This window comes from Phormidium sp. FACHB-592, from assembly GCF_014695795.1.
Classification (GTDB): domain Bacteria; phylum Cyanobacteriota; class Cyanobacteriia; order Leptolyngbyales; family Leptolyngbyaceae; genus Stenomitos.
Window position 1 is genome coordinate 343,126 of the sequence record NZ_JACJOZ010000103.1, and the last position, 25,462, is coordinate 368,587.

The following is a 25,462-nucleotide window of genomic DNA, read 5'->3' on the forward strand; positions in this document are numbered from 1 at the left end:
TGGCTCTTTTTCATGCCTGGAATGGATGCAGTGCCTTGAGGCTATTTGTAAACCTCGATCGCCTCGACACGCAAGCAAAACGCGCCAGGTGTAAAGTGCAGATTCAATGCTCCGTCATATTCAAACTTGCTCAACATCAGTTGCAAGGAGCGAATCTGAGCCGAGTTAAGCGATCGCGCCGTGGGCTGAGTTTTAGCCCGAAATACTGGCACCATCTGCACGAAGGGAATTTGAATCGTCACCCACTCTTGGGCGATCGTGTCAAACGAATAGGCGTAGGCAAGGCTATCCCAGCTATCTTCGTCACGCAGTAGTAGCTTGTAGCGTTGTCCATCACCTTTAACCCGCAGTGCCACACCTGTATAAGCAGCCAAGTTTAGCGGTGGCTCAAAATTACGAGTACGAGCGGAGGCAAAGCCGCCAGAATTAGCGGTCGAGACAATGCCGCTAAAGCTCGCTGCCCCTTCGTTTAGCTGAAAGGAACTGTTACTCACCCCACCCATGACAACATCATCAAGGGCACCCCACGTTTGGTTAAGGGCAGCATTGGATTGGCGAAAGTCAAACAACACATCGGCTTGGGGTTGCAGATTGGGAGGCGGAGTCGAGCCAAACACCATTTTTTGGAACCAGCTAACAACAGGAATTGTTTCGAAGTAAGTGAGGGTTTGCCAAAAGCGTCCGGCATCCCACATTTGGCGATCGCGCTGAGACATTTTAATCAATCACGCAAATGGTGACAGAATGCTTACCACTCTACTATGACCGATCGTCTGTCCGTGTCCTCAGTCTCTGGGGTAGCGCGATCGCTCCTTCTTACAAGTACGATCGCCCTTGCATAATTGGCTCAAGGGCGATCGATTTTCATGAGCTTACCTGCCTGCTCCTTTTATCGTCTGTAGAACTAAACTTCTTAACTTTTGTAGATTCACACCTAAGTTCTCTAGAACTCGCCCTGCAACCCCATCACCATTCTGAATAACCCCTAAAAGTAGATGTTCTGTATCAACTAAGTTATGACCAAGTTGACGACTTTCTTCTAGAGATTGCTTTATTATTTGCTCTGCTTTCGGTGTAAATGGTGTTTCGTTTGCAACCAAGCCAGAACCTCGTCCGATGATCGTTTCAACCTCAGCCCGGACATCTTTGAGGCTGTTGGCACCTGACGACTTAAGTACCTCTGCGGCAATGCCAGTACCTACTCCGATTAAACCTAAGAGGATTTGCTCAGAACCTACAAAATTGTGCCCCAAGCGACGTGACTCTTCCTGAGCTAGCATTATCACTTTAATTGCTCTAGCTGTGAACCGCTCAAAAGTAAAATTTTTATCAGTTTCTCCTTCGATATCATTTGATTTTTCAGGTTTAGTTGTCTCTGGTATTGATACTGACTTGGTTAAAAAAGAATCAAGTACTTGTTCTTGAATCGCACTTACGTCTTCATCACGCAGACTCAACAATTGCTGAAACCGCTGAAGTCCACGACGGTCGCCCTGGCTTAAGGGATATCGCTTGGCGATAGCGCCTTCAAACACTGTACGGTAGCGATCAACCTTGGCTCGACGCTGATGGTAGGGTTCCAGTTCTTCGGCTTCGATCATGGCAGCATCGTCTGTCAAGAGAGACAGACTACGCTGTAGTTCATCTAGATAATGGCGATTGATAAAGGAAAAGTCACCATTATCCTCTTCTGCCAGCAGTTTGACCTGTTTGCGATACTTTAGATGCGGGTCATGCTTGGGTGACTTTGCCAGCAGAATCTTGTCGCCGTCCTTCACCTGATAGAACTCTGGTGTCATTGCTGGAGCCGCTTCTTTCACCTTGCTGCTGGCGTAGGTGTGAAGTTCTTCGATCGCAATAAACCCGTCATCGTCGTGATCGGCTCCGCCCGTCCTGATGCCTTCGACCAAGTAGTGGGTATACACCGACAGGTCTAAACTTTCACGCGTCTCGGCATAGCGAGTTGAGGCAGTAAGAATCGCCGTGCCTTTACCGCCCAAAAATTGTTCTGGGTTGACGCTGCCGCTATCTTTGACGGTGACACCTCTTGCAAACGCACTACTGAAACAACTGTCGAGAATGATCACCTTACGCTGAGAGCGGCTTTGTGCCATCCAATCGCGCACTGATCGAGCTTCTAGAGCCGTACTAGAAACCAATTTGCCCTGCTCCATGCGGATAAATCGATTAGTGAAGTAAAACTCGTTGCCGTCATCAACCCCATGCCCAGAGAAGTAAAGCAGCACCAAATCGTCTCGCTGGCGGTTCGCAAACAAGTGATAGATCGCATCTGCCATCGTCTGTCGATCGGGATTTTGCAGCACGGTTACAGCGGCATCAGCAAACTCGCCCATCTCTGGGTTAGTCAGCACTTGCTGCATGGCAATCACATCGTTCACCGCTGAGGGCAAACCGTTTAACCCCGGTTCATACTCACTAACCCCAATCAGCAGCGCGACCTTTGCCATTTCTATTTCCTAGCCTGCGACAAATTTCTGGGCTGCGTCGATCGCCGCTCCCAATTCTTCTCGACTATTAGCTTTAACCTTCAGCTTCTTGCCATTTGCCTCGACTTCCAGTTCGATCACCTTACCACCCAGCCGATCGCCCAAAAATGCGCCTAGTTTCTTAAAGTTGGCAACGCTGACCTCAGCCATCAGTAGCCCGACCAGCATCCCGCCAATCGCTTTATTACCCTCTGGTGGATTAGGGTCAAGCACGCGATCGACCGTTTCAATTTCATCCAGGTCTCGCATTTGAGCTAACAGGTTTTGGGCTTGCGCTTCTAGTTCCTCGTTGTCTAGCTCTGGGTCGTTAAAGGCGATCGTAAGCGTAACGGTTGGTTCACCTGCCATGTGTATGCCTCAGAGATTAATCGCTGTACACACGATAATTGACTCAACTGCCCTTTTACCAGTGCCATCACTATCTAGAGTGTTTTGTAAGCACAGCGATCGTTGGGCAGAGTTTGTACAATAGCGGAGAGTAGTTGGCTGCGGGTGTAGATCGATCGGGAATACTTACAAACGTATGACGCAAGAGGCAGAGCATGAGCAGTAGCGGCGAAGAAAAGGCAATTGCCCAGGAGATCAAGACTCAGCTTTGGATTTTGGGCGGCTTGGTTGTCGTAATGTGGGCAGTCGAGATTCTTGATCAGTTTGTGTTTCGGGCGGGGCTTCGCCAAACGCTGGATATTTACGGCATTTATCCACGTAATGTTGTTGGTTTGCGAGGCATTCTGTTTGCGCCCTTTTTGCATGGCAACTTTGCACACCTCATTGGCAACACGGTGCCGTTTCTGGTGCTGGGTTGGCTGATTATGCTGCGCGAAACCAGCGATTTCTTTTGGGTGAGCCTTGTCTCTGCCTTTGTCAGCGGTTTGGGCACCTGGATGTTTGGCTCTTCTGCAATCCACATTGGCGCGAGTGGCGTGGTCTTTGGGTATCTGGGCTACCTGTTAGCAAGGGGTTATTTTGAGCGCAGCATGACGTCGATCGCCATGTCGCTCTTTGTCGGCACCCTTTACGGCAGCCTCCTTTGGGGTGTACTACCCACACAGATGGGCATTTCCTGGGAAGGGCATCTCTTCGGCTTTTTGGGTGGTGTGCTGGCAGCACGACTGCTAACACCGAAGCGGAAAGTGTCGGGAGTTTAGGGAATGGGGAGTAGGGAGTAGGGAGTAGGGGAAGCAAGGAGGCAGGGGAAGCAAAAGACGCTTTGAGTTCATACAGCCGTTATCTTCTGCCTTTTGCCTTCATCCTTCTGCCTTTTGAATAACTGGTAACGCTTTTGACAAACGCAACAATTATTGGCTGTGGCTATGTGGGCAAAGCGGTTGCTCAACGGTGGCGATCGACGTTGACAGTAACGGCAACGACGACAACGCCTGATCGCGTGGCTGACCTAGAGTCAGTAGCACAGCGGGTGCAAGTGGTGAAAGGAAACGATGAGGCAGGAGTGCGATCGCTCCTTCAAGATCAAGCGATCGTCCTACTCAGTATCGGTGCGCCAAATGCGAATGCCTATGAGGAAACCTATCTGCAAACGGCAAAAACATTGGTAGCAGCGCTCAAAGATGCTCCAACAGTGCAGCAGGTAATTTATACGGGCAGTTATGCGGTGTATGGCGATCAGCAAGGTAGTTGGGTCGATGAGACTTCAGAAATTGCGCCTGCAAACCGTAATGGTGAGCTTCTAGCAGAGACAGAGCAAATTTTGCTGAGTGCTGCCAGTGATGCGCTCAAGGTTTGCGTTTTGCGTTTGGGTGGTATCTATGGTCCAGGGCGTGAGTTAACCAAAATTTTTGGGCGGGCAGCAGGCACCACGCGACCAGGCAACGGGGAGGATGCCGCTAACTGGGTACACCTGGATGACATTGTGGGCGCGATCGACTTTGCGCGGCAGCAGTCATTAACGGGAGTCTACAACCTGGTAGGGACGGTGCCAACTACAACAGGAGCCTTGCTAGAGCGGCTGTTTGCGACTCACGGGTTGCCCAACGTGACGTGGGATGCATCGCAGTCTAGCACTCGCCCGTATAACGCTAGAGTGTCGAATCAAAAGCTGCGCGAGGCAGGCTATCAATTTCTCTATCCACAGATCCTGGAGACGGTGTAATCTAACGAAAGCGATCGCGTAGGGACATTACACCGTCCTTACAGGAATGTATAGGATTTTTTATGACTACAGCGCTGTCTAACCCCTTAAATGCTGCCGCAGAAACGCTGCATGACCGGATCGATCGCCTTTATCACCAACCTTTGCCCGATTTACTTTTTAAGGCGCAGCAAGTCCATCGAGAGCATCACAATCCCAACGCGGTGCAGCTTTGTACCCTTTGCAATATCAAAACGGGGCTGTGTCCTGAAGACTGCGCCTACTGTTCTCAAAGTGTTCACAATAAAACAGAGCTAGAGCCACAGCCATTAGCCAATATTGAAACGGTGCTGGCTGAAGCGAAAGCCGCGAAGGCACATGGATCGACCCGCTTTTGCATGGGTGCTGCCTGGCGAGAGGTGAAGGATGGTGCCCAGTTTGAGCGAGTGCTAGAAATGGTGCGTCAGGTTGCGGCACTGGAACTGGAAGTCTGCTGCACGTTGGGAATGCTCAAACCCCATCAAGCGAAACGTTTGAAAGAAGCGGGACTGACGGCATACAACCACAATCTCGATACCTCACCGGATTACTACGGCAAGGTAATTACCACGCGCACCTATCAAGATCGCCTGGAAACCATTCAAGCCGTTAGCGCCGCTGGTATTTCGGTTTGCTGCGGTGGCATTCTTGGCATGGGCGAATCGGTCAGCGATCGCCTCGCCCTTTTAGCAGCACTGGCAGAGCTTAATCCGGTGCCAGAGTCGATTCCCATCAATTGTCTGGTGCCTGTTGCCGGAACGCCGCTCAAAGATACGCCCCCTGTGGATGCCATCGAGCTAGTGCGGATGGTGGCGACCACGCGGATTTTGTTTCCACAGGCGATCGTTCGCCTTTCTGCTGGACGCTTGCAGATGAGCGATGAACTGCAAACGCTATGCCTGTTAGCGGGAGCTAATTCTATCTTCACAGGACCAGTGCTGTTAACCACTCCAAACCCTGAAACCACGCAAGATGAACAGTTGTTGCAGCGGCTGGGCATGGTGCCGAAGGAGATGGGATAAAGGCTGAGGGCTGAAGGCGAAAACTCAGGAGTATAACGTTGTGAACGTGACAAGCAAAGCAGGGGCAGTAGCGATAGAAGAAGTCAAAACCCAAAAGTTAAACCTGCCTGATGCAAACAACTTCTACGGTAAAATCTAGTGTTTGAAAATTATCTCTAAGTGCGTGAGGCAGCATTGTGCAGAAGTTTGTTCCATTAGAAGCACCAGAGCCGTTTGCAGTATTGGGTTTGCCTGTTCATTTGCTGAATGATTATGCCGGGTGGCTAGTTTCATGTGCACAGCAGCAGCAGGGCTGTCATGTGGTGACGTTGAATGCGGAAATGACGATGGCAGCCGAGCAAAATCTGCCGTTAGCGACCATCATTCGGCAAGCGGATCTGGTGATCCCTGATGGTGCGGGGATTGTGCTGTACCTGAAGCTGTATGGTCGATCGACGCAACGCTGTCCGGGGATTGAACTGGCAGAATTACTGCTGCGCGAGTTTGGACGATCGCCCTCGCTCGGTACGGTCGCCTTCTTTGGCGGGAAACCAGGAGTCACGCAGCAAGCGGCAGAAAAGTTACAAGCGCGAATGCCTGGATTGGCGATCGCCATCACCCAGCACGGTTACCTCACTCCCGCCGACACTCCACACTTTCTACAAATGCTAAAGGAGACTCAGCCTCGACTCATTCTCGTTGGCTTGGGTGTGCCCCGACAGGAGTTTTGGATCGCTGAACATCGTCACCTTTGCCCAAACGCAATTTGGATCGGCGTGGGTGGCAGTTTCGATATTTGGGCAGGCGTCAAAACTCGTGCTCCTGGGTGGCTGCGCGATAATCATTTGGAATGGGTTTATCGCTTGTATCAAGAACCTTGGCGCTGGCGACGGATGCTAGCGTTACCTCAATTTGCCTGGCGATCGCTAGTGTATCGGGTAACGCAGGGGCATGCTTAGAAAGTAGGCAATGGAAAATACAGTGGTTGAACTGGAAGACATTCAGCACAGCGATCTAGTGCTTTACCAGGGACACACCTATATACTCTTAGGCAAGATTGGATCAGACTTAATCGATCCCACAAGACAGGGGCTTAGACCGACGATCGTCCCTCAGCATTTGGAGTGTCGCTGTCGCTGCACCTACGCGATCGTGAGGGCTTCGCTTTTTCTAATCAGGCTCGCTCTTGTCTTAGAAAAAGACTCGTCAACAGCCCATATAGCAGCACCTAGCATTTTGGGGCAGAGACCTACGATCACTGTCCTTAACTCGTACACTAGAAGAACTAGCTTCTTCAGTACTAGCCGCGAACTCATCACCAGGACTACAACTGTAAGCCTTGAAACATGGTCTTTCATGACTGATACATGCAGTCAACCAGTACCCTTTACAGGTAGCCTACTGCTTTGTGACGGCTTCGTTGGAGAAGAGATGACAATTAGCGTCGTGCTTGATAATGGCAAACCGGCTTTACTTCCATACCGAGGCACATACCCTCCTACGCGCTATCAAACCGTCTATGAACTGACCTTTGAGCAGGGCAAGCTAGTGAAAACAACGGATCGATCGTCAGATATTGAAGCCTATCGTCAGATTACGCAGGCAGAACAATTACAACCCGGCGATCGGGAAAAGTGGCAAACAAAGATCAGACCCTGGATTAGCGCTTACCATGATTTGACACACCTAGACCAGGATTACCTGGATTAATCTGGACTACTGAGTTTTTGCATCATGCTATACCAACAAGAACACAGGGCAATGGTGCAAACCTACTGTTCTTTCTATAGAATTCAGAGACTTTAGAGTGAACGCTCAGAGATCATTCACCACGGTCTAGGCATTACGGACTATCAATGAGAAAGCCCAATCCTTTGACTTTTGTGGTGTAATAGGTGGATTCTGCGAGTGTTGATAGCATATGACTCAGGTTTTGAACGGTCAAGCTACCAGAGGTAGTGCCATCCCCACAGCCCATACCAGCCCTGCGAATGGGGGCGATCGTGCCACGCTGCGAGATGCGATCATCACGCTGCAAGGAGTAACCAAGACCTATGACAACGGCAGTCAGGCACTGGTAAATCTCAACCTGGAAATTAAGCGGGGCGATTTCTTGTTCATCACAGGTCCGTCTGGCTCTGGGAAATCAACACTGCTGAAGCTGCTGTACGGCGAAGAACGTGTCAATGATGGTGATGTAAGGGTAGACGGCTACGATCTAACAACATTACGGGGCGATCGTCTATCTCAATTGCGCCGTCGTATTGGTATTGTTTTTCAGGACTACAAGCTCATTCCCCGTCGTACTGTGCTGGAAAACGTAGCGTTTGTCCTCTGGGCACAAGGGCTACCGCGCAAAGAAATTCATCGTCGCTTGCAGCCTGCCCTCAAAATGGTGGGTTTAACGCATAAAGCAAATTGCTTTCCAGAGCAGTTGTCGGGGGGAGAACAGCAGCGCGTCAGCATTGCACGGGCGATCGTAGGCACACCACCCATCTTGCTAGCAGATGAACCAACCGGAAACCTTGATCCAGAAAACTCCTGGCAGGTCATCAAAATTCTCAAAAAGCTAAATTCAGTGGGCATTACCGTGATCGTCACAACCCATGATGAAAGCTTGATTCGCCTCTCCAACCATCCAGCAGTGCAGCTTCGCAACGGCTACCTTTATCGCCCGAAAGGCTAGCAAACGCTGATGACGATCGACGACCTGACCAAATTGCTACAAGTGCTGATTTCACTGGTGCAGGCACTAAGCTGGCAACTGCTGATTCTCTTCATTCTGATTTACTTTGGTGCGCCACTACGGAATTTCGTCAACAACCTAGGCGAATTCACCTTTAGAGCAGGCGCCTCCGGTTTGGAAGCAACAGCAAAACGGCGCATTGAAGCAGGTGTGTTGTTGGGGTCAGCCGCCGCCATCAAATCGGGCGACGCAACGCATAATCAACCCCAGCTTCCAGGTGCCAACGAGGCAAAGGAAATCGCTACAGTGGTGAGCCAAACAATGAAGCCCAAAGTAGCCCAACAGCTTGCCACTGCCTCAGTGCTCTGGGTTGACGATCATCCCGCAGACAATGCCCACGAAATCCGATCGCTCGAGGCACTCGGCATTGCATTTACCATTTGCCCATCGGTACAGGACGCACTAGAAAAAATTCGGCTTGTGCCGTATCACGCGATCGTTTCTGATATGCGGCAGACAGGCACCAACTCGGCGGGCTATCTGCTGCTTCAAGAGTTGCAGCGCCTGGGTGTCAAGACACCCGTCATCGTCTACGGTAGCTCGAATGAAGCCCGCCTAAAATTTGAAGCACGTGAACAGGGTGCCTTTGGCAGTACTGGCGATCCGCAGGAGTTATTTAGTCTTGTGACTATGGCAGTGCAACAACGGTGAGGAAGAAGGGATAAAGGATGAGGGATAAAGGATGAGTTAGAAAGACGACTGGCAAGCAGATCCCTCTTCACTCCTTCACCTCTTCCCACTCCCCACTCTCACACCGTTACCGCAGGTTCTAGCCCCAGTTCTGTCATCAACCGTGCGGCATCAAAGTTTTCTGCCATTGAGTTGCAGATGTACTCGACTTTAACGGGTTCCTTAACGCGCACTTTACCAAAGGCACGATCGACAATCTCAACGGTTGTCAGTGTATCTAAATCAACGGACAGAATGGGAATTTCTAGATCTTCAGCACGATTGAGAATGGCTGGTGAGGGAGGCATTTGTCCAGTCAAGATCAGGCATTGAGTGGAGGTTTCCAGTGCGGCAAGCTGAATGTCGGTGCGATCGCCCCCTGTAACCACTGCCATATTGCGCCCTTTGCGAAAATACTTCAGCGCTGAATTGACGTTCATCGCGCCAATGCTGAGGCTTTCGACCATTAGGTCCAACCGATCGCCACGACACAGCACCTCGGCTTTAAGCTGGCTGACCAGTTCACCCACGCTGACACTACGCAGTAGGGCGCTGCGCGGTAGCAGCCCAAACACTGGAATACCCCGCTCTTCCAGATACGGCTGTACGGTTGTTTTGACTTCTTCAAAACGGTCTTCAGGAATGTCACTGATCAACACACCCAGAAGTCGATCGCCCAAGCGTCGTCTTGCAGAAATGAGTGCGCCGACAATCAGCAGTGAGTGAAAGCGTGCCACCAACAAAATTCTGGCATTCACACCTTCTGCCACCTGCCGCAACGAGAGGTCAAACAGGCTGCCTTCCTCCAGATTCGCTGGACCTTCGAGCAGTACCAGATCGGGACCCCGCATTTGAAGATATTTTTTGAGCGCCTGCGGATAGTCAACGCGATCATCACCTCGAATGCGCCTTTGAATCGTCGGCTCATCCAGCGCCAAAATGGTCGGTTGCAGGCGATCGGCGGGCAAGTGCAGCACATCAGCAACAAACTGTACATCTTCTTCAATGCTGGTTGCGTCTTTGCTCCAGCAGGTTCCTAGCGGCTTACCATAGCCCAAATCTAGCCCTTGTGCTTTTAAGTAATGAGCAATGCCAAGCACCGTTGCGGACTTGCCACTATAGGCTTCGGTCGATCCAATTAATAAGTATCTGGCGGTTTTTGGCACACTCTCACTCCCTACGATAATCTGTACTGCTGAATCTATACTGCTGCCCGATCACGCCAACCCCTCATAGCGTTCCTGAACAAAGCGCTGTCCTAAAAGAGTCGCAAGGACGAAAAACATCCTGCTATTTAGCAACGCTTCTACTAGCATCGATCAGAAAGCAATTGCTATTGTATCGAGCAATTCATCCTCTCATATCCGCATATCCCACACTGTAAATTATGCATCTCCTGACAAGTTTGCATCAGGGTCGGGCTGACGCATTCCAACTAGTGGGTACGCCTTGTCTAGCAGCAACAGGCTCAAACCCATTCACTTCTCTCAGAATATAAACAGGACGATTTTTGACTTCTTCGTAAATGCGTCCAATGTATTCACCCAGAATACCAATGCTAAAAAGCTGTACGGCTCCTAAGAAAAAGATGGCAACAGCGATCGTGGCATAGCCGGTAAGCGGTGAAACAGGTGAGAAAAAGCGCCAGTAGAGTACCAGAGCTGCCATCACGATCGCCATCACCGCCGCAAATAGCCCTACGTAGGTGGAAATGCGAAGAGGGACTTTAGAGAATGACACCAAGCCATCAATCGCCAGCGACAGCGATTTACGGAACGTATACTTTACCTCACCCGCAAAGCGAGCGTCGCGCTCAAACGGAATCGCAATTTGCCGAAAGCCTAACCACGATCGTAGCCCTCGAATGTACCGATTCCGCTCTGGCATAGCGTTGAGGGCATCCACGACGCGCCGATCCATCAGGCAAAAGTCACCCGTATCGGTTGGAATATCAACATCCGCAAGCTGGCGCAGCAACCGATAGAAAACATATGCCGTCAGGCGCTTAAACCAGCCTTCCCGATGGCGCTGCACTCGTTGGGCATAGACCACTTCGTAGCCCCGTCGCCACTCGTCTGCCAGGTCAAGAATCAGTTCGGGCGGGTCTTGTAAATCAGCATCCAGCACCACGATCGCCTGCCCACGGACAAAATTCAGCCCCGCAGTGACCGCAATCTGGTGCCCAAAGTTACGGGCAAAGCTGAGGTAGCAAACGCGGTGATCGCGATCGTGTAGCTCACGCATCATTGCCAGTGAGCGATCGCTGCTGCCGTCATCCACCAAAACTAGCTCGACAGCACCATCCATACTGTCCATCACCACACTCAAACGGCGATACAGTTCCGGTAGCGTGGCTTCCTCATTAAAGACGGGCACGATGAACGAATAGGTAGGCTGCATAGTTATCTATCCTGCGGATCAAGTCGCTTTGAGGGCACATCAGGTGGCGGACTGGCTGCACGCGAAGAGCGCCGCCGACGGTACCAGGTGGAACCTCCAATCAGGATACCAGTCAGAGCCAACGCTCCTACTAAGGGCAGCAAGTCACCTGTGCGGACGGCTCTTAGACCAGAACTACCCAGCAACACATAGGGCAAAATGCCAGGAGTCGTGCCAAGCAGCGTGCCAAGCAAATAATCACGGTAGCTGACAGAGGTAAGCCCCGCCGCAAAGTTGAGTAACCCGTAGGGCATAAACGGCACCAAGCGGATTGCAATCATGTAGAACAGACCGCCTCGACGAATTTCGACATCCAGTGTTTGCCAGCGTCCAGACAGTTTACGAGCGATCGCCTTACGTCCGATAGTACGGGTAAAGGCAAAAGTGGCGATCGCGGCAATCATCGCTGCCACACTGGTCCATAGCGTCCCTAGCCAGGGACCAAACAGCGCCCCACCCAACAGATTGAGCGGCGTCGAAGGCAAAATGAAAACGGTCGCGATCGTATACAGCAGAATGTAAAGCAGTGGTGCCCAAACGCCCGCCGATTGCAGCCATCCCTGAAGTTGCACGATGTCAATGCGTCCCAGCACAGACAGTATCAAAGCCATTACCGCAATGCCGCTAACGGTAAGGAGAAGGCTAATTCTGCTGATTTTTAAGTGCCGCACAAGGTTTAGGCTGAGAAGGCTGAAAAAACAAAAGAGCGAAGGTGTGTTGTCAGGCGATCGCTAGCCTAACGCTCACGTCCACTTACTCTACACCTGGCACCTACTAGACGCACAGCATCTGCTCAAAGCTGCTGCCCCTATTGCCCCAGCTTATTTGGAATGCCCTCGCAGCCACCCGGAATCGAACTGCGAGTTTTGGCACCTCCCCAAGCACAACAATATTCGCGCTGTTCTTGAGACATATGGACAGCGCCTGTGAAATCGGCATTTTCCACCACAGCGCCAGTATAGGCTCCGGTGCGGTAATCGGGCAGTTCAGTTTTGCTACGGGGGCTAGCTGTTGCCGCTTTGCCGTAGAAAAAACGGGTGCCATTTAAATCCGAGCCGCGCAAACTTGCCTGACAGAGAATCGTACCGGAAAAGTTAGTTCTAACTAGATCGCAGCCGCTCAGGTCAGCACGAATCAGATTTGTCTCACTTAGGTCAGTCCAGCGTAGATCGGAATTTGACAGGACGGCTCCTGCTAGCATTACACCCAGATCAATCACACGCACGCCGTACACGCGATCTTCTTCATAGCCACCCGTACCATCCAAAATTGCCCGCCCCAGCCGTTGGTCGCGCTTTAGCGGACTTAGTAGGCGGGCACGACTAAGAAAGCGAATAATTTTGGCTTTGCCGCCGCCATCAACGCTACTGAGAATAGCGGCAGTGCGCCCTTCTGCAATCGCACGTTCCTGCGGCCAGTCTTCTAGCAAGCCGTCTTCATCCAGCACCAGGTCAGAAATACCTTGAAAAAAGCTGTCGATCGTCTGCTGTTGTGTAATGAGGTTTTGCTGAATGGTCAGATCCTTTTCGATCACGTACTGTCGCCACGCAATGTAAACCGCCAACAGCGCAATCAAAATTTGTCCGACCGCACCAAACACTTCACCCAGAGCGCCGACCGCATCCCAGTTTGCCTGAGCAAGCAAACCGCCAAACCAGCGATCGACCCCAATAAACTTTAATAGCGCAACCAGGGCAATAAAACCACCCACGAAGGCGATCGGCACCGCAACTTCCTGACTGGAGAACAGCTCACTAATAAAAGGACGCAGAAACGGAAGCCAAAGCACCCGAAAAGAAGTAACCAGGGCGATCGTGGCACCGATAAACCCCAACCAACTGAGATTGAACACCAAACCCACGACCATTACAGCCGTTGCACCCAGCACGATCGCGGTAGAGGACACACGGCGAGGTGGCTCAAAAAGATTGGACTGCGCGATCGGACCAGGGACGACAGACGGGAGAAGCGATGGCACCGACTGATTCACCGCAGAAACATTGACAGGGGACGCAGCACTATGACCCAAGCCATTACCGTTGCTGGCGGCTAGACCGTCGCCCTCAGCACGAGCCGTCTCGTTCAGTGGCACATTTGAATCAGGAGCGTTGGGAGTCATCGTCACACTTCTAAACGACAGGCAAATTGCCGTTGCACTCTTCTCTATTGAATCACTTCAACCTGATAAGCCGCTGCCCACAAGACAACTTTCTCACCATAGGCTTAGAGTTCAAACCGTTCTGCGCCCATAATGCCAGTTATGAGAGTGAAAGTGACAGGGTGGCAATCAGGGAGCAACAGCCTGCTGGTCATGGCTTGAGTCGTCAAGAAGAGGCGACCGCCAATCGCTGCAAGGTGGGGCAGTTTGCCAATATTGCTGTTGGTTACTACTCAATACCGATCAGTTGCAAATACTGCGGCTCGAGTAAAAAGGTGCCATTAGCAAAGCGTACGCTCCAATAGTTGCCAGGACGCTGGTTGACGACAACGCCTTCTGCACCGATCGAGAGCACCGTCGGAGGACGCAACATTGGCATGGGATCAGCCGTCTTGATGAAGCTAGGAAGGGCTACAAGACGAACGCGATCGCCCATCGAAATCTTTTGGGACATACATTTAGACCATCTTTATGAGTTAGCCTGACAGACCAACAACCGCATCTTAACCCTTGCCAAGCAGCTAGAGTAAACCCGAAAGGCTTAAAGTGAACGATATAATGCTCAAACGCTCTAACACATCTGCCGCCTCTCACCTGCTGCTTAGTTCCATGTCGCTACAGCAAAAAATTAGCTTTTACCTGGACGACATTGAAACGTCGATTGGCAAGGCGATTAATTTAAGTGTTACAGGTTTGGTGCTGCTGTCGTCAGCCATTTTCGTTGCCCAGACGTATCCGATTCCAGAGCCACTACGGCTGACGTTAGATGCGATCGACAAAAGCATTCTGGTCATTTTTGCGATCGAATATCTGCTGCGCTTTTGGTGTGCTGAAAATAAGATCCGCTTTTGCTTCAATCTTCTTTCTCTGATTGATCTGCTAGCAATTTTGCCACTTTTAATTGGCATTTTTAATCTTAGCTTTATTCGTGTTTTCCGCTGGTTTAGAATTCTACGGCTCCTTCGCTTTATCGAAGGTAGAACGATCTTTGGTTATGTCACGACAGAAGACAGCGCCATTTTCGCTCGTATCTTTTTGACGCTGTTTATTATCATTTTCGTTTTTTCTGGGCTGATTTATCAGGTCGAGCATCCAGCGAATGCTCAAGCCTTTCGGACATTTCTTGATGCCGTTTATTTTTCGGTTGCCACGATGACGACGGTGGGTTTTGGTGATGTCACGCCTATCTCAGAAGCGGGTCGCCTCTTGACCGTGCTCATGATTTTAACGGGCATTGCGCTTATTCCCTGGCAGTTGGGCGATTTGGTGAAGCGGCTGGTAAAAACTGCCAATCAGGTACAGAGAACTTGTACAAACTGCCAGCTAGCGCTCCATGATGCCGATGCCGTTTTTTGTAAGCACTGTGGGATGAAGCTAGAAGCGATCGCGCTAGCAATGCCTACATCCGAGCCTTAAGGCTCCTTGCCTATACTTTTACTTGGCAATCAAAGCGATTGTCTCGCAGTCTCTTTCAGGGTGCTGACCTGAGCGGTGCTTTTCTCAAAGCGGTGTTATTGGTAAAGGGAGCCTCATTTGCCATATAGACTGCCATGTAGAGCATATTTTGGCGCTCTGAGTTAGCAAGGCTGACAGTATAAAACATCCCATCTTGTTGCCACATAATGGATGAAAACTCAGAGGGTGGTTGTTTGGCAGTACCCATGAGCAAATAGCCGCGAATTGTCCTGGCAAGCTGGATTGGAGCGGCTGCCGCCATGTGTTTCTGGTAGTCTTGCTGCGCTTGAGCAATCGCCGTATTGACTGCCGAAAAAGTGCCAATGCGGCAAAAAGGCGAATCATCTTCACAGCTAAATAGACTAACCGTAATGCGCGGTGGCGAATCTGACGTACTAATTCGCACTGCTAAGGTTTGAATAAACTCTTCATCAGCGGGATAACTCAGCCGAATCTGTGAGGGCAGGCGCATAACAACGTTCGGCGGTAGGTTCTGACGGATGCGATCGAGGTGTGGCATAAACACATCTGCCGGGGCAGCAACCGCGATCGCTGACCCGCTTGCCAGCCACCAAAGAGCAGCTACTGTAACGTTCTTAAAAAGACCTTTTGTGCGATCGCTTGCTTTGTCCATGCGCCACCACAACCTGAAAGAGGACATGACTCTACATCAATCTGCTGAGCGACAGAATTTTAGCGCCAAAGTGAGAGCGGTATCTGTAAAACCACTACACAAGATCAACTCAACCACTCGTTTTAAGCCAAAATTGGTCGCATTAGCACCCTACTGAGCCGTCTTAAATGCCCAACCTGTTTAACGCCTTGCTGGAAGGGTTAACGCTGCTCATTGGTGGAGTGGCTTTTTTTCTCACTGCCTGGATTGTTGTGCCTGCGCCTACGTTTGCGCTCTTGCCGTTGGGCGTGGGTGCGCCAGAGATCAGCCCCGGGTTGATCGTCGCAAATGCGATCGCTGCTCTCCTTGCATTGTGGTACGCCCGTAAACAGTGGCAATTTCGCGTTGTGCTAGCCTGTAGTCTTTTTAGCCTGACCATCAGCACCTTACCGTTAAGCCAGTTTCCGGCTGCCAATCAACAAGCAGCCAAATCAATGGAGATGGCGTTAGGAGCCGATTACTTATCCGTCTCTCAGTTAAGTGCATTGCTGCGGCTACCAATAGCACGGGCGCAAGCATCAGCAGGAAAAGCATCAGAACAAATCACTAGTGTCGCTGTCGATGAAGCTAGTAAGCCTGAGCCGCCCATGCGTTCTCAGCCCTTCGTGCTCATAGATGCGTTTCGGGGCATTCCCGAAGAACCTGTTCGCATGAGCACAGCCATACCGTTTGCTGCACCGGATGGAGTGCCGTTAACGCTGACAGTCTACCATCCGCCACAGGTTGACAAGCAACTTGCGCTGTATCCGACGATCGTGGTGATTTACGGGGGGGCATGGCAGCGGGGCAGCCCCAATGATGATGCGCCGTTTAGCCGTTACATGGCAGCGCGGGGCTATACAGTGGTGGCGATCGATTACCGTCATGCACCTCGCTATCCCTTCCCGGCACAGCTTGAGGATGTGCGATCGGCGCTCACATACATCCAGCAGCACGCTGAAGCGTTAGAAGTAGATGTGACACGGCTGGCGTTAATGGGGCGATCGGCAGGAGCGCATCTGGCAATGTTGGCGGCATATCAACCCAGCAGCATTGCTGTTCGAGCTGTCGTCAATTACTACGGTCCCGTTGACCTGACGAAGGGCTACTATGATTTACCCAACCCTGACCCAATCAATAGTCGCGCCGTACTGAAGGCTCTGCTCGGTGGTAGCCCTGAACAATTTCCAGCCTTATACCGACAGGCATCGCCCTCAGAGCTAATCAACAAGCCTTTGCCTACATCACTGCTTGTCTATGGTGGACGCGATCATTTGGTGCAGGCGAAGTTTGGGCGATCGCTCTACGATCGTCTACAGGCAACAGGTAGCCGTGCAGTCTGGCTCGAAATTCCCTGGGCAGAACACGCGTTTGACAAAGTTTTCAACGGTGTGAGCAATCAGCTAGCGCTTTACTATACCGAACGCTTTCTAGCCTGGACATTGCGGTGAGGAGCGGGAGAAGGCAGAAGGTAAGAGGCAAAAGGCAGAAGGCCATTATTTAGTAGTCAGTGAGTAGAAACTTAAAATTCAAAACTTTCCTCGATTTTGACCCTTATCCCTGGCTTTTCATCACCAACGTGCCTTGGGGTACTGGGGGAGCGGTTGCAGATTCAGCTGTAATCAGCATTTGCGGTACACTGGCACTACAAACGCCTTCTGGTAACAACCAGCGTGCCGTGCCAGTGCGATGATTATTGAACTGCCCACAGTAGGCAGGTTTGGTTGCACCTTTGGCGACTGCCCAAAGACGATAGGCTTGACCAACTGGCAAGGTGGGCAGATTTTGCACCAGTACGATAGCAGTCTGATCACCGGGGTTTACAACCAGGCTACCGGAGGCTTGCGCAGCGTTTTCAGTGCCCTTGAGCGAGTAGATCACGCTATCGGGTTGCTGAAGTGTGGCAACGATCGCCTGATCAGCCTGAAGCGTTTGGCGAAGACGAAAGTTGTCTGCCAAAAGCGCGATCGCAGCTAGAGCGGCGATCGCACCAGCCGCTTGGAACCAAATCACAGTACGGCGATAGCGGCGAACCGTTACAGGTACAGGAGCAGCAGTGGCAGGCCGATCATTGGAGCGCGATCGATCGGGCAGAGCGGATACCGACAGTGGGAGTGGTGACGGTGTTTCTACTGCTGCGGGCGGCTCCTGTGCTAACCGTTGAAACAACCGCTCTTTAAGGTTAGCTGCTATTGGTGCCGCCGGAAGAGCATAAGGCAATGCATTCACAGTCAACTGATGCTCTGCCAGTTCTGCTGCCAGCTCTGGATACTCGATCGCCTGCGCCTCCACCCAGTGACGATCGTCGTCGTTAAGCAGATCGAGCGCATACAGCGGAGCCAGCTCACAGAAACAGCGGTCTTCAGCGTTCATTACGTTAATAAATGGTCTAGATTCCTATCCTAGCTTGGCTCCCAGTTACCGAGGACAACCCGCAACTTACTTAAACCTAATCGAATGCGAGTTTTAACTGTGCCCAGGGAAAGGTTCGTTTGCGCTGCAATTTCTGATTGGGTGAGTCCTTTGTAGTAAGCGAGTTCGATAACCTGACGTTGCGCTTCGGGAAGTTGGCTGAGGGCGGCTAACACTCGATCGCGGCGCTCTGAGATCAGGACGTTTTCAAGGGGATCTACGCCAGGAGTGGGGGTTTGGATCTCTGCAAAATTCTCTGAGGCGACCGTAACTTTAGTCACACGCTGCAAAGTACGTAAGCGATCGAGGACACGGCTGCGGGTCATCATAAATAGCCAGGTATCGACGCGTGCTTTGCCAACGTCATACCGATCGGCAGTACGCCAGACTTGAGCGAAGACATCTAAAACAACTTCTTCGCTTTCTTCTGCGGATCTCAAACTTTTGAAAGCAACGGCGTAAAGCACTCGCGCGTAACGATCGTACAGTTCTGACAGTGCCGTTTGGTCGCGCTGAGCAACTCGAATCAGCAGCGCAGCTTCATGTGAGGGTGGTTCGGTCACCATTCAGAGGTCATGACATTCTACATTCACTTGCAGTTGAGGCAAGGTCTTTCGTTTAAACGCAAGAACAGGCATGATGCCATTTAACCATAAGTGGCAACGCGTCCGGTTTTGCTGATCGATTTGCTTACTGGAAGTAGCCCGAACCACTGTAAGTAACTTGAGGCTGGTAGAGGCGATCGCGTACCCGTCTTGCCTTCAGTTTGGCTTGCCAGTCTCGAATTGCCATCGCTGTGCGCGTCGTTGGCGAAATGTAGCCCTCAGCCTCCGGTTCGCTACAACTAGCAGTCAAAAAGGGCTTGGGCTTAATATTCATACAATGCACAAGGTTGTCAAAGTACGGCTCTAGCTCGAGCGATCGAATTACCTCACCGACCGACTGAAACCGCTCTTGGGGCGAAACCCGCAGCAGCTTACTCAACACCGTACCGAAGTGATCGCTCACCGAAATATGGTCACTCCAGCGTACATCCCCAGTCAAAAAATCATAGTCGAACTCTAGCGGCGGCTTGCCGGACAAAAGATAGAGGCAGGTAACGCCCACTGCATACAAATCGCTTGAGTAAATGGGACGAGACGCAAGCTGCTCGGGTGGCGCGAACCCAACTGTGCCTACAAATTGCGTGGTAATTGGCTTTGCACTGGCATCGCTGCCCTGCACAATATGTTCTTTCACAGCACCGAAGTCAATCAGCACCAGCCGACCATCATCGCGGCAGCGAATCAAGTTCGGTGGCTTGATATCGCGATGGATAACACGGTTGTTGTGTACATATTGCAGCAACGGTAAAAATTCGCGCAAAAACTGCTTTACCCCAGTCTCAGAGAAGGGTCCGTGGCGCTTGACCAGCTTTGTCAGCGTATAGCCTCGGATATATTCCTGCACCAGGTAAAACTCGCCAGCCGTTTCAAAGTAGTTCAGCAGATGAGGGATTTGGGCGTGATTGCCAAGCTTCGCTAACGTGGCAGCTTCTTGCTCAAAGCGTTTGCGTGCTTGTTGTAGCGCAGCAGCATCATTCACTTTTGGGCAAAGTTGCTTGATGACGCAAAGTGGCTGACCGGGCAGAAAGACATCTTTCGCCAAAAAGGTGATGCCAAAACCGCCCCGACCAAGAATTTTGAGAATTTCATAGCGATCGAAAAAGCGCTGCTCTGTCCCGCACAGCTGCCCCAAGCGCGTTTGCTCGTGCACATCAGCACGAAAGTTAGATAGATCAGTCACTGAACGATTCATCAGAGAGCCAAATGATTACGTACATTTCGATCGGCTTGTAGCATTTATACCAGTAAGCCGACAACGGTAGATGCAAGAGTTGCTAGAAAAAGCAGTCGGTAGAAGCGTTAAGGGGTAGCTGACTGGAACTGAAAGCGCGATCATCGTGGAGTTTATCGTCCAATCAAGCCTTAGCCTAAAAACCAGTTCAAGTAAGGATAGGTTCAGTTACCAATCTGTCCTCAGTGTAAGAATAAACCTGGGGGCATGAACGAAATCTTTAAACTCTGGGCAATGCCGCCCGGGTTCTTAGCAGAACGCTTTTAATGCGTCTCCCTTATCGATTACCTCTGCGGATCGATCGACCAAAAAGCAGTTACATCGTAGCCGCGATCGTCCAGCATTTGCCGTAGCAGCGGGAGACTCAAACCAATGACGTTGCTGTGGCAACCATCGATTTTTTCGACAAACAAGCCGCCTTTACCCTCCAGCGCAAAGGCTCCAGCGCAGTGGAGCGGTTCACCAGTTGCAGCATAGGCAGCAATTTGACGATCGCTCACATTGGCAAAATAAACTTGGGTAATCTGACAACGGACGAGCGGTGTAGGGCTTGGAGTATGGGGTGTCGGCGGGATCACGAGTAAAGCGTGTCCTGTGTAAAGGCGACCCACCTGACCGCGCATTTGTTGCCAGCGTTCAATCGCCTCTTCGGTGCCAGCGGGTTTACCGTGAATCTCGCCATTCACTGCCAGGACAGAATCACACCCTAGAACCAGGCGATCGACAGAGGCATGACGATCGAGCTGGGTCGCGACAGTAGTTGCTTTGTTGAGCGCTAACGCTTGCACTAGTGCTGCGGGGTCAGACAGTTGCACTTGAGACTCATCAAACGCACTAGGGCAGACGAGCGGCTCAATGCCAACGCTTCGCAACAGCCGTAACCGTGCCGAAGACGCAGATGCAAGAATAAACTGTGGTACGCCCATTGAAGATAGATAGCCCTCATTACTTGTAAGAAGGAGGTAGGACGCTTTGCCCCCAAGTTAGGGTTTACTTCCCTCCACCTGTCAAAAATCCTTGGTTGGCAAAACCGTTTCAGGTCTGGAGAAATGCCAGCAAGTCGGTATTAAGTTGTTCTTTATGCGTATCGGTTAAGCCGTGAGGTGCGCCTGGATAAACTTTCAAGGTTGCGTTGTTGACGAGTTTCGCTGAGGCAAGAGCCGCCGCCCCAATCGGCACAATTTGATCGTCGTCACCATGAAGGAGCAGCGTTGGCACATCGAACTTTTTGAGATCCTCGGTGAAGTCTGTCTCAGAGAAGGCTTTGATCGAATCGAGCGCGTTTTTGTGTCCAGACTGCATCCCTTGAAGCCAGAACCAGTCGATCATGCCCTGCGAAACGTTGGCACCCGGACGATTGAAGCCAAAGAACGGTCCGCTGGCGAGATCTTTGTAGAGTTGAGAGCGATCGGTGAGCGAGGCAGCCCGAAGACCATCGAACACATCAATTGGTAGCCCATCAGGATTAGCCGCCGTCTTGAGCATCAACGGCGGGACAGCAGAGATCAGCGCCGCTTTGGCAACCCGTGCTGTACCGTGACGACCAATATAGCGGGTAACTTCACCACCACCTGTAGAGAAGCCGATCAGGATAGCATCCGTTAGATCCAGTGTTTCAATGAGCGTTGCGAGGTCATCGGCATAGGTGTCCATCTCGTTGCCGTTCCAGGGCTGATTCGATCGCCCATGTCCACGCCGATCATGAGCAATGCAGCGGTAACCGTGGGATGCCAGGAAAAACATTTGAGCTTCCCAACTATCCGCATTAAGAGGCCAACCGTGGCTAAAGACAATAGGCTGCCCTGTACCCCAATCCTTGTAGTAGATCTGTGTACCATCCTGCGTTGTGATCGTACTCATCCGCTAGCCTCCTTTTACATGGGTAGAGAGCGTGGACTTGGGTGCTCGTTTGTCTTGAATGGGCTTCGTGTTCTGCTAGTTCCCTGTTCTATTAATCCACTGAGAATGACTTGACCGTCCGTTCTAACAACGGTTGCATTTTAGCCCAGCGAGCTTCTGGTGTAGAGGCATTAAAAGTGTAGAGTTTGCCTCGGCTGATTGCCACGCTTGCCAGGTTATGGCGTTCGCGATCGCCAACTTTAACAGCGTATTCCAGCAGGTAATAGAGCTTAGTGCCAACGGTGCGGGCTTCGGCATTCACTAGTTCGGCTTTGCGTCCAGAATTAGGTGGAGCGATCGCGCTTTTGCCCAACTGATAACCTACTTCGCCAGGGCTTCCCAAATCAGCTAGCGTCTTCTTGTCAGTCACTGGATTAATGACAACGCTCACATTCTCGGTTTGCTCCACAATGTCATGAAACACTACATCAGGTCCGCTTGTAACGCTGACTGGTAGCCAACCGTTAGGATAGAGAAACTTGTAGCCATCTATAGTATCCGTATAGATATTTAAGCCAGCAGTCGGTGTCACACATCCTTGCAAACTGAGGCTGACTACCACCAGAAGTATCGCTAGAATTCGTTTAAGCATCAGTTCTATTTCCCCTTAGCCGTCTTTGTAGGCAGCAAGGGCAGCGATCGCCCCGCGCTGACTTTGCCCTATTCTCTCACTTCTGCGGCGCTTTACTAGCACTTAGCCTCTGCCTTTAGACCTAGGGCGGGCTTTAGACTAATCAGTAGGCATTTACCTCTAGCTGGGGTCAATCACTGGGGTCAATCAATAGAGTGCCGACAGAGAATCACTCAAACTTTATGCGGTGATGAAATCGATACCTGAGGTGCACGCAACAAACAACGAATCAAAGAAAGTAATTTAGGGCACATTAGGTAACGTAACAGATGCTTAACGATACAAGCAGACTCATTAATTGCCTACCATCATCGAACTTAATGTACAGATTTTGAATGATAGAGAGCCTAACCCAACTGATTTAGAGCCTCGCGTGACTCTCGCTGCTACGCCACTGAAACCTAATGGGGAGTGGCTTAGCTTGCTGGATCATGCTTCGCCTGTAGGTATCTTTCGCACTACAGGGGAGGGGCAAATAACGTATGTTAATCAGCGCTGGTGTGAAATTACGGGCGTTACGGTAGCCCATGGCTCTGATTGGCTACAAACTATTCACCAGGACGATCGCGAACGGGTTACGACCGAATGGCAGCAGGCAACGCAGAGTGTACCGTTAGAGTGCTTTCAGTCGCGCTACCGCTTTCAGCGATCAAATAGCACCGTTTGGGTCTTCGTGCAGGTGGTAGCCAACTACGACTCAGATGGCACGCTTAGCGGTTACGTTGGCACCACTACCGATATTACACAGCGACAACAGGCAGAAGAAACGCTTTGGCAACAGACAGAACGAGAACGTTTAGTTGCCGCGATCGTGCAAGAAATCCGCCGCCACCTTGACCTATCTCATGTGTTGAAGACAACTGTGACAGAAGTACGACGACTCTTGCAAACCGATCGAGTCCTGTTTTTTCGCTTTGAATCTGACTGGAGTGGAATCGTCCTCGTAGAATCGGTCGGTACTGACTGGAAATCAATTCAAGGCGAAAATATTGTAGATCCCTGCTTTGCAGAATCGTACGTCTGTAAATACCGAGATGGGCACACGCGTGCCGTCTCCAATATCCGTACCGAGTACCACCAGTCATCCTGCTACGTCGAAATGCTCGCCAGCTTTCAAGTGAATGCTGAGTTAGTGGTGCCAATCTTGCAGAACGATGAACTTTGGGGATTGCTGATTGCTCACCACTGTAGCGAAACCCGCCACTGGCAAACCTGGGAAACAGATTTGCTCAAACAGTTAGCCGCTCAGGTCAGTATTGCCATCCAGCAATCAGAGTTATATCAAGAAGTGCAGCGCCTTAATGCTGAACTAGAGCAACAGGTCCAGACACGGACGGCTCAACTGCAACTGGCATTTAATTTTGAAGCAACATTAAAACGCATTGCCGATCGCGTCCGCGATAGTCTCGACGAAGACCAAATTTTGCAAACAGCAGTACGGGAATTAGCAGGCGCAATTAAGGTCAGAAGCTGTAATGCTGCCCTCTACGATCTGACGCAGCGCACATCTACTGTTCGCTATGAATACACTACGTCCGTAGCGCCTATTCAGGGACGGATCGTGCAGATGGACAACTTCAAGGAAGGGTATGGTCAGCTCTTGCAGGGACAGTACTTTCAGTTTTGTTCGCTTCTGCCAAACTCAGAGCGGGGCAGGTCAGCAATGTTTGCCTGTCCCATTCTGGATGATCAGGGTGTGTTAGGTGATCTCTGGCTAGTCAGCAATAATGAGCGCATCTTCGCCGAGCAAGATATTCGGCTAGTGCAGCAGGTGGCAAATCAATGCGCGATCGCCCTGCGGCAAGCGCGTCTCTATCAAGCATCACAGGCGCAGGTTGAAGCGTTAGAAAAGCTCAATCGCCTCAAAGACGACTTTCTCAGCACTGTCTCTCACGAACTGCGAACGCCGATGGCAAACATCAAAATGGCAGCGCAGATGTTAGAAATCGTGCTGCGTCGTGACAAGCTTCTGGATGCTGATGCCGGTTCGCTGCCACGGTATTTTCAAATTTTAAATAGTGAGTGCCAGCGCGAAATTAAGCTCATCAATGACCTGCTTGACCTCTCCCGTTTGGAAATGGCTACAGAACCGCTCCTTCTAACAGCACTGTCCCTCCAAAGCTGGCTACCCAATATTGTCAAACCCTTTAGCGAGCGCATTAACAGTCAACAACAACACCTGGAAGTCGTTATTCCCACTACACTTGCGCCCCTAACGACAGACCAATCCTACCTAGAGCGCATCATCACAGAACTACTTAGCAATGCCTGTAAGTACACACCTGCTCATGGACAGATTGCTATCGTTGTCGCCGTAGAGCCAACGAACGTGCGTTTTGAGATCAGCAATACGGGCATTGAAATTGCTGCTAGCGATCGCGATCGCGTCTTTGAAAAGTTCTACCGCATCCCCAACAATGATCCCTGGAAGCACGGCGGTACAGGTCTAGGACTCGCCTTAACAAAAAAGCTCGTTGAAACGCTAGGGGGAAGCATCCGGGTCACAAGCAAGGCAGGGCTGACCACGTTTATTGTTGAACTGCCGATGAATGGCGTTGGTAGTTAGAGGGTGAAGGAGTAGAAGAATAAGGGGGTGGAAGAGTGGGAGAGTGAGGGAGTGGAAAAGTAAGGGAGAACACTTTGGTATAGGAGTCAAAGAGAATGTTAGGACAGACATCAACCTTGAGACATCCTTTAAGCAAGGGCTTCGATTTATCCTTTAGCTTTCCTCCTTTAGCCCTTATGCTTCCGTCCCTTGCCTCTGCTTTGGGAACTTTCGACAAATCTCAAGCGTGATGTATCAAAAGGCAGGGAAAGCGTACACTATAAGATCGCATGGTTTGGACAGTGTAATAACGCTTTAGAGCGCGATCGCACTTCTCTAAAACTCTGTCTGTTGTTCGGTTGTTCGCTTTGACGATCCTGATTT

General features: G+C 51.0%; 24 protein-coding genes and 2 pseudogenes. 10 read left to right on the forward strand and 16 right to left on the reverse strand.

All coding sequences use genetic code 11. The features are described from left to right. Positions 1 to 41: 41 nt before the first annotated feature. From H6F86_RS28275 to H6F86_RS28285, 4 genes and pseudogenes are all read right to left on the reverse strand, one after another. Positions 42 to 716: a CIA30 family protein gene (locus tag H6F86_RS28275; protein WP_190453828.1), complete on the reverse strand. Its 675-nt coding sequence runs from the start codon at positions 714 to 716 to the stop codon at positions 42 to 44. A 180-nt stretch (positions 717 to 896) separates the two neighbouring features. After that, a pseudogene (locus tag H6F86_RS31795) lies at positions 897 to 1,280 on the reverse strand (Clp protease N-terminal domain-containing protein); the annotation flags it as partial. 513 nt (positions 1,281 to 1,793) lie between these two features. Next, positions 1,794 to 2,468: pseudogene (locus tag H6F86_RS31800) on the reverse strand (caspase family protein); the annotation flags it as partial. Positions 2,469 to 2,477: 9 nt separating this feature from the next. Next, on the reverse strand, positions 2,478 to 2,855 hold the full coding sequence (locus H6F86_RS28285; RefSeq protein ID WP_190453834.1) for a hypothetical protein: 378 nt from the start codon (positions 2,853 to 2,855) through the stop codon (positions 2,478 to 2,480). A 194-nt stretch (positions 2,856 to 3,049) separates the two neighbouring features. Here H6F86_RS28285 and H6F86_RS28290 point away from each other — a divergent pair, with 194 nt between their 5' ends. The 7 genes from H6F86_RS28290 to H6F86_RS28320 all read left to right on the forward strand — a co-directional run bounded on the left by H6F86_RS28290 (position 3,050) and on the right by H6F86_RS28320 (position 9,033). Next, positions 3,050 to 3,655 (forward strand): rhomboid family intramembrane serine protease, encoded by a 606-nt coding sequence (locus H6F86_RS28290; RefSeq protein WP_190453837.1) that lies wholly within the window; start codon positions 3,050 to 3,052, stop codon positions 3,653 to 3,655. Between the two features lie 134 nt (positions 3,656 to 3,789). Further along, a complete protein-coding gene (locus H6F86_RS28295) occupies positions 3,790 to 4,617 on the forward strand; it encodes an NAD-dependent epimerase/dehydratase family protein (protein WP_190453841.1) in 828 nt (275 codons plus the stop codon). Positions 4,618 to 4,679: 62 nt separating this feature from the next. Then, on the forward strand, positions 4,680 to 5,657 hold the full coding sequence (gene bioB / locus H6F86_RS28300; protein ID WP_190453844.1) for a biotin synthase BioB: 978 nt from the start codon (positions 4,680 to 4,682) through the stop codon (positions 5,655 to 5,657). Positions 5,658 to 5,833: 176 nt separating this feature from the next. Further along, the gene (locus H6F86_RS28305; protein WP_190453847.1) at positions 5,834 to 6,595 is read left to right on the forward strand and encodes a WecB/TagA/CpsF family glycosyltransferase; all 762 of its coding nucleotides are present in this window, start codon (positions 5,834 to 5,836) and stop codon (positions 6,593 to 6,595) included. Between the two features lie 397 nt (positions 6,596 to 6,992). Then, positions 6,993 to 7,346, forward strand: a complete 354-nt coding sequence (locus H6F86_RS28310; RefSeq protein WP_190453850.1) for a hypothetical protein — start codon at positions 6,993 to 6,995, stop codon at positions 7,344 to 7,346. A 211-nt stretch (positions 7,347 to 7,557) separates the two neighbouring features. Beyond that, complete coding sequence (ftsE, locus tag H6F86_RS28315; RefSeq protein ID WP_190453853.1) at positions 7,558 to 8,322, forward strand: cell division ATP-binding protein FtsE; 765 nt, start codon at positions 7,558 to 7,560, stop codon at positions 8,320 to 8,322. Between the two features lie 9 nt (positions 8,323 to 8,331). Continuing rightward, the gene (locus tag H6F86_RS28320; protein WP_190453856.1) at positions 8,332 to 9,033 is read left to right on the forward strand and encodes a response regulator; all 702 of its coding nucleotides are present in this window, start codon (positions 8,332 to 8,334) and stop codon (positions 9,031 to 9,033) included. Between the two features lie 98 nt (positions 9,034 to 9,131). On the opposite strand, the gene H6F86_RS28325 is transcribed toward H6F86_RS28320, so the two are convergent. From H6F86_RS28325 to sipA, 5 genes are all read right to left on the reverse strand, one after another. Further along, positions 9,132 to 10,217 (reverse strand): DRTGG domain-containing protein, encoded by a 1,086-nt coding sequence (locus tag H6F86_RS28325; protein ID WP_190453859.1) that lies wholly within the window; start codon positions 10,215 to 10,217, stop codon positions 9,132 to 9,134. A gap of 244 nt (positions 10,218 to 10,461) precedes the next feature. Continuing rightward, on the reverse strand, positions 10,462 to 11,451 hold the full coding sequence (locus tag H6F86_RS28330; protein WP_190453862.1) for a glycosyltransferase family 2 protein: 990 nt from the start codon (positions 11,449 to 11,451) through the stop codon (positions 10,462 to 10,464). 2 nt (positions 11,452 to 11,453) lie between these two features. Beyond that, entirely contained in the window at positions 11,454 to 12,161 is a 708-nt protein-coding gene (locus H6F86_RS28335) for a TVP38/TMEM64 family protein (RefSeq protein WP_347241265.1), read from the reverse strand. A 137-nt stretch (positions 12,162 to 12,298) separates the two neighbouring features. Next, on the reverse strand, positions 12,299 to 13,609 hold the full coding sequence (locus H6F86_RS28340; protein ID WP_190453868.1) for a pentapeptide repeat-containing protein: 1,311 nt from the start codon (positions 13,607 to 13,609) through the stop codon (positions 12,299 to 12,301). 268 nt (positions 13,610 to 13,877) lie between these two features. Continuing rightward, positions 13,878 to 14,102 carry a regulatory protein SipA gene (sipA, locus tag H6F86_RS28345; protein ID WP_190453872.1) on the reverse strand — a complete coding sequence of 75 codons (225 nt, stop codon included), beginning with the start codon at positions 14,100 to 14,102 and terminating at the stop codon, positions 13,878 to 13,880. 104 nt (positions 14,103 to 14,206) lie between these two features. Between sipA and H6F86_RS28350 the strand changes: the two genes are divergently transcribed. Then, positions 14,207 to 15,064, forward strand: a complete 858-nt coding sequence (locus H6F86_RS28350) for an ion transporter (protein ID WP_347241268.1) — start codon at positions 14,207 to 14,209, stop codon at positions 15,062 to 15,064. A gap of 55 nt (positions 15,065 to 15,119) precedes the next feature. Here H6F86_RS28350 and H6F86_RS28355 read toward each other — a convergent pair whose 3' ends face one another. After that, a complete protein-coding gene (locus H6F86_RS28355; RefSeq protein ID WP_190453876.1) occupies positions 15,120 to 15,764 on the reverse strand; it encodes a hypothetical protein in 645 nt (214 codons plus the stop codon). A 140-nt stretch (positions 15,765 to 15,904) separates the two neighbouring features. Between H6F86_RS28355 and H6F86_RS28360 the strand changes: the two genes are divergently transcribed. Continuing rightward, positions 15,905 to 17,206, forward strand: coding sequence for an alpha/beta hydrolase (locus H6F86_RS28360; RefSeq protein WP_190453879.1), 1,302 nt, complete (start codon positions 15,905 to 15,907; stop codon positions 17,204 to 17,206). Between the two features lie 103 nt (positions 17,207 to 17,309). Here the strand turns inward: H6F86_RS28360 and H6F86_RS28365 are convergent, their stop codons facing one another. The 6 genes from H6F86_RS28365 to psbP form a co-directional block, all read right to left on the reverse strand. Next, complete coding sequence (locus H6F86_RS28365) at positions 17,310 to 18,128, reverse strand: anti-sigma factor (protein WP_190453882.1); 819 nt, start codon at positions 18,126 to 18,128, stop codon at positions 17,310 to 17,312. Positions 18,129 to 18,157: 29 nt separating this feature from the next. Beyond that, complete coding sequence (locus tag H6F86_RS28370) at positions 18,158 to 18,733, reverse strand: sigma-70 family RNA polymerase sigma factor (protein WP_190453885.1); 576 nt, start codon at positions 18,731 to 18,733, stop codon at positions 18,158 to 18,160. A gap of 124 nt (positions 18,734 to 18,857) precedes the next feature. After that, positions 18,858 to 19,964 carry a serine/threonine-protein kinase gene (locus H6F86_RS28375; protein ID WP_190453888.1) on the reverse strand — a complete coding sequence of 369 codons (1,107 nt, stop codon included), beginning with the start codon at positions 19,962 to 19,964 and terminating at the stop codon, positions 18,858 to 18,860. 323 nt (positions 19,965 to 20,287) lie between these two features. Beyond that, entirely contained in the window at positions 20,288 to 20,929 is a 642-nt protein-coding gene (locus H6F86_RS28380; RefSeq protein ID WP_190453892.1) for a nucleoside triphosphate pyrophosphatase, read from the reverse strand. 109 nt (positions 20,930 to 21,038) lie between these two features. Continuing rightward, positions 21,039 to 21,863 (reverse strand): alpha/beta hydrolase, encoded by an 825-nt coding sequence (locus tag H6F86_RS28385; RefSeq protein ID WP_190453896.1) that lies wholly within the window; start codon positions 21,861 to 21,863, stop codon positions 21,039 to 21,041. A 91-nt stretch (positions 21,864 to 21,954) separates the two neighbouring features. Next, a complete protein-coding gene (gene psbP / locus H6F86_RS28390) occupies positions 21,955 to 22,494 on the reverse strand; it encodes a photosystem II reaction center PsbP (RefSeq protein WP_190453900.1) in 540 nt (179 codons plus the stop codon). A 337-nt stretch (positions 22,495 to 22,831) separates the two neighbouring features. On the opposite strand from psbP, the gene H6F86_RS28395 reads away from it, so the two are divergent. Further along, complete coding sequence (locus H6F86_RS28395; RefSeq protein ID WP_190453903.1) at positions 22,832 to 25,099, forward strand: GAF domain-containing protein; 2,268 nt, start codon at positions 22,832 to 22,834, stop codon at positions 25,097 to 25,099. The last annotated feature ends 363 nt before the right edge of the window (positions 25,100 to 25,462 follow it).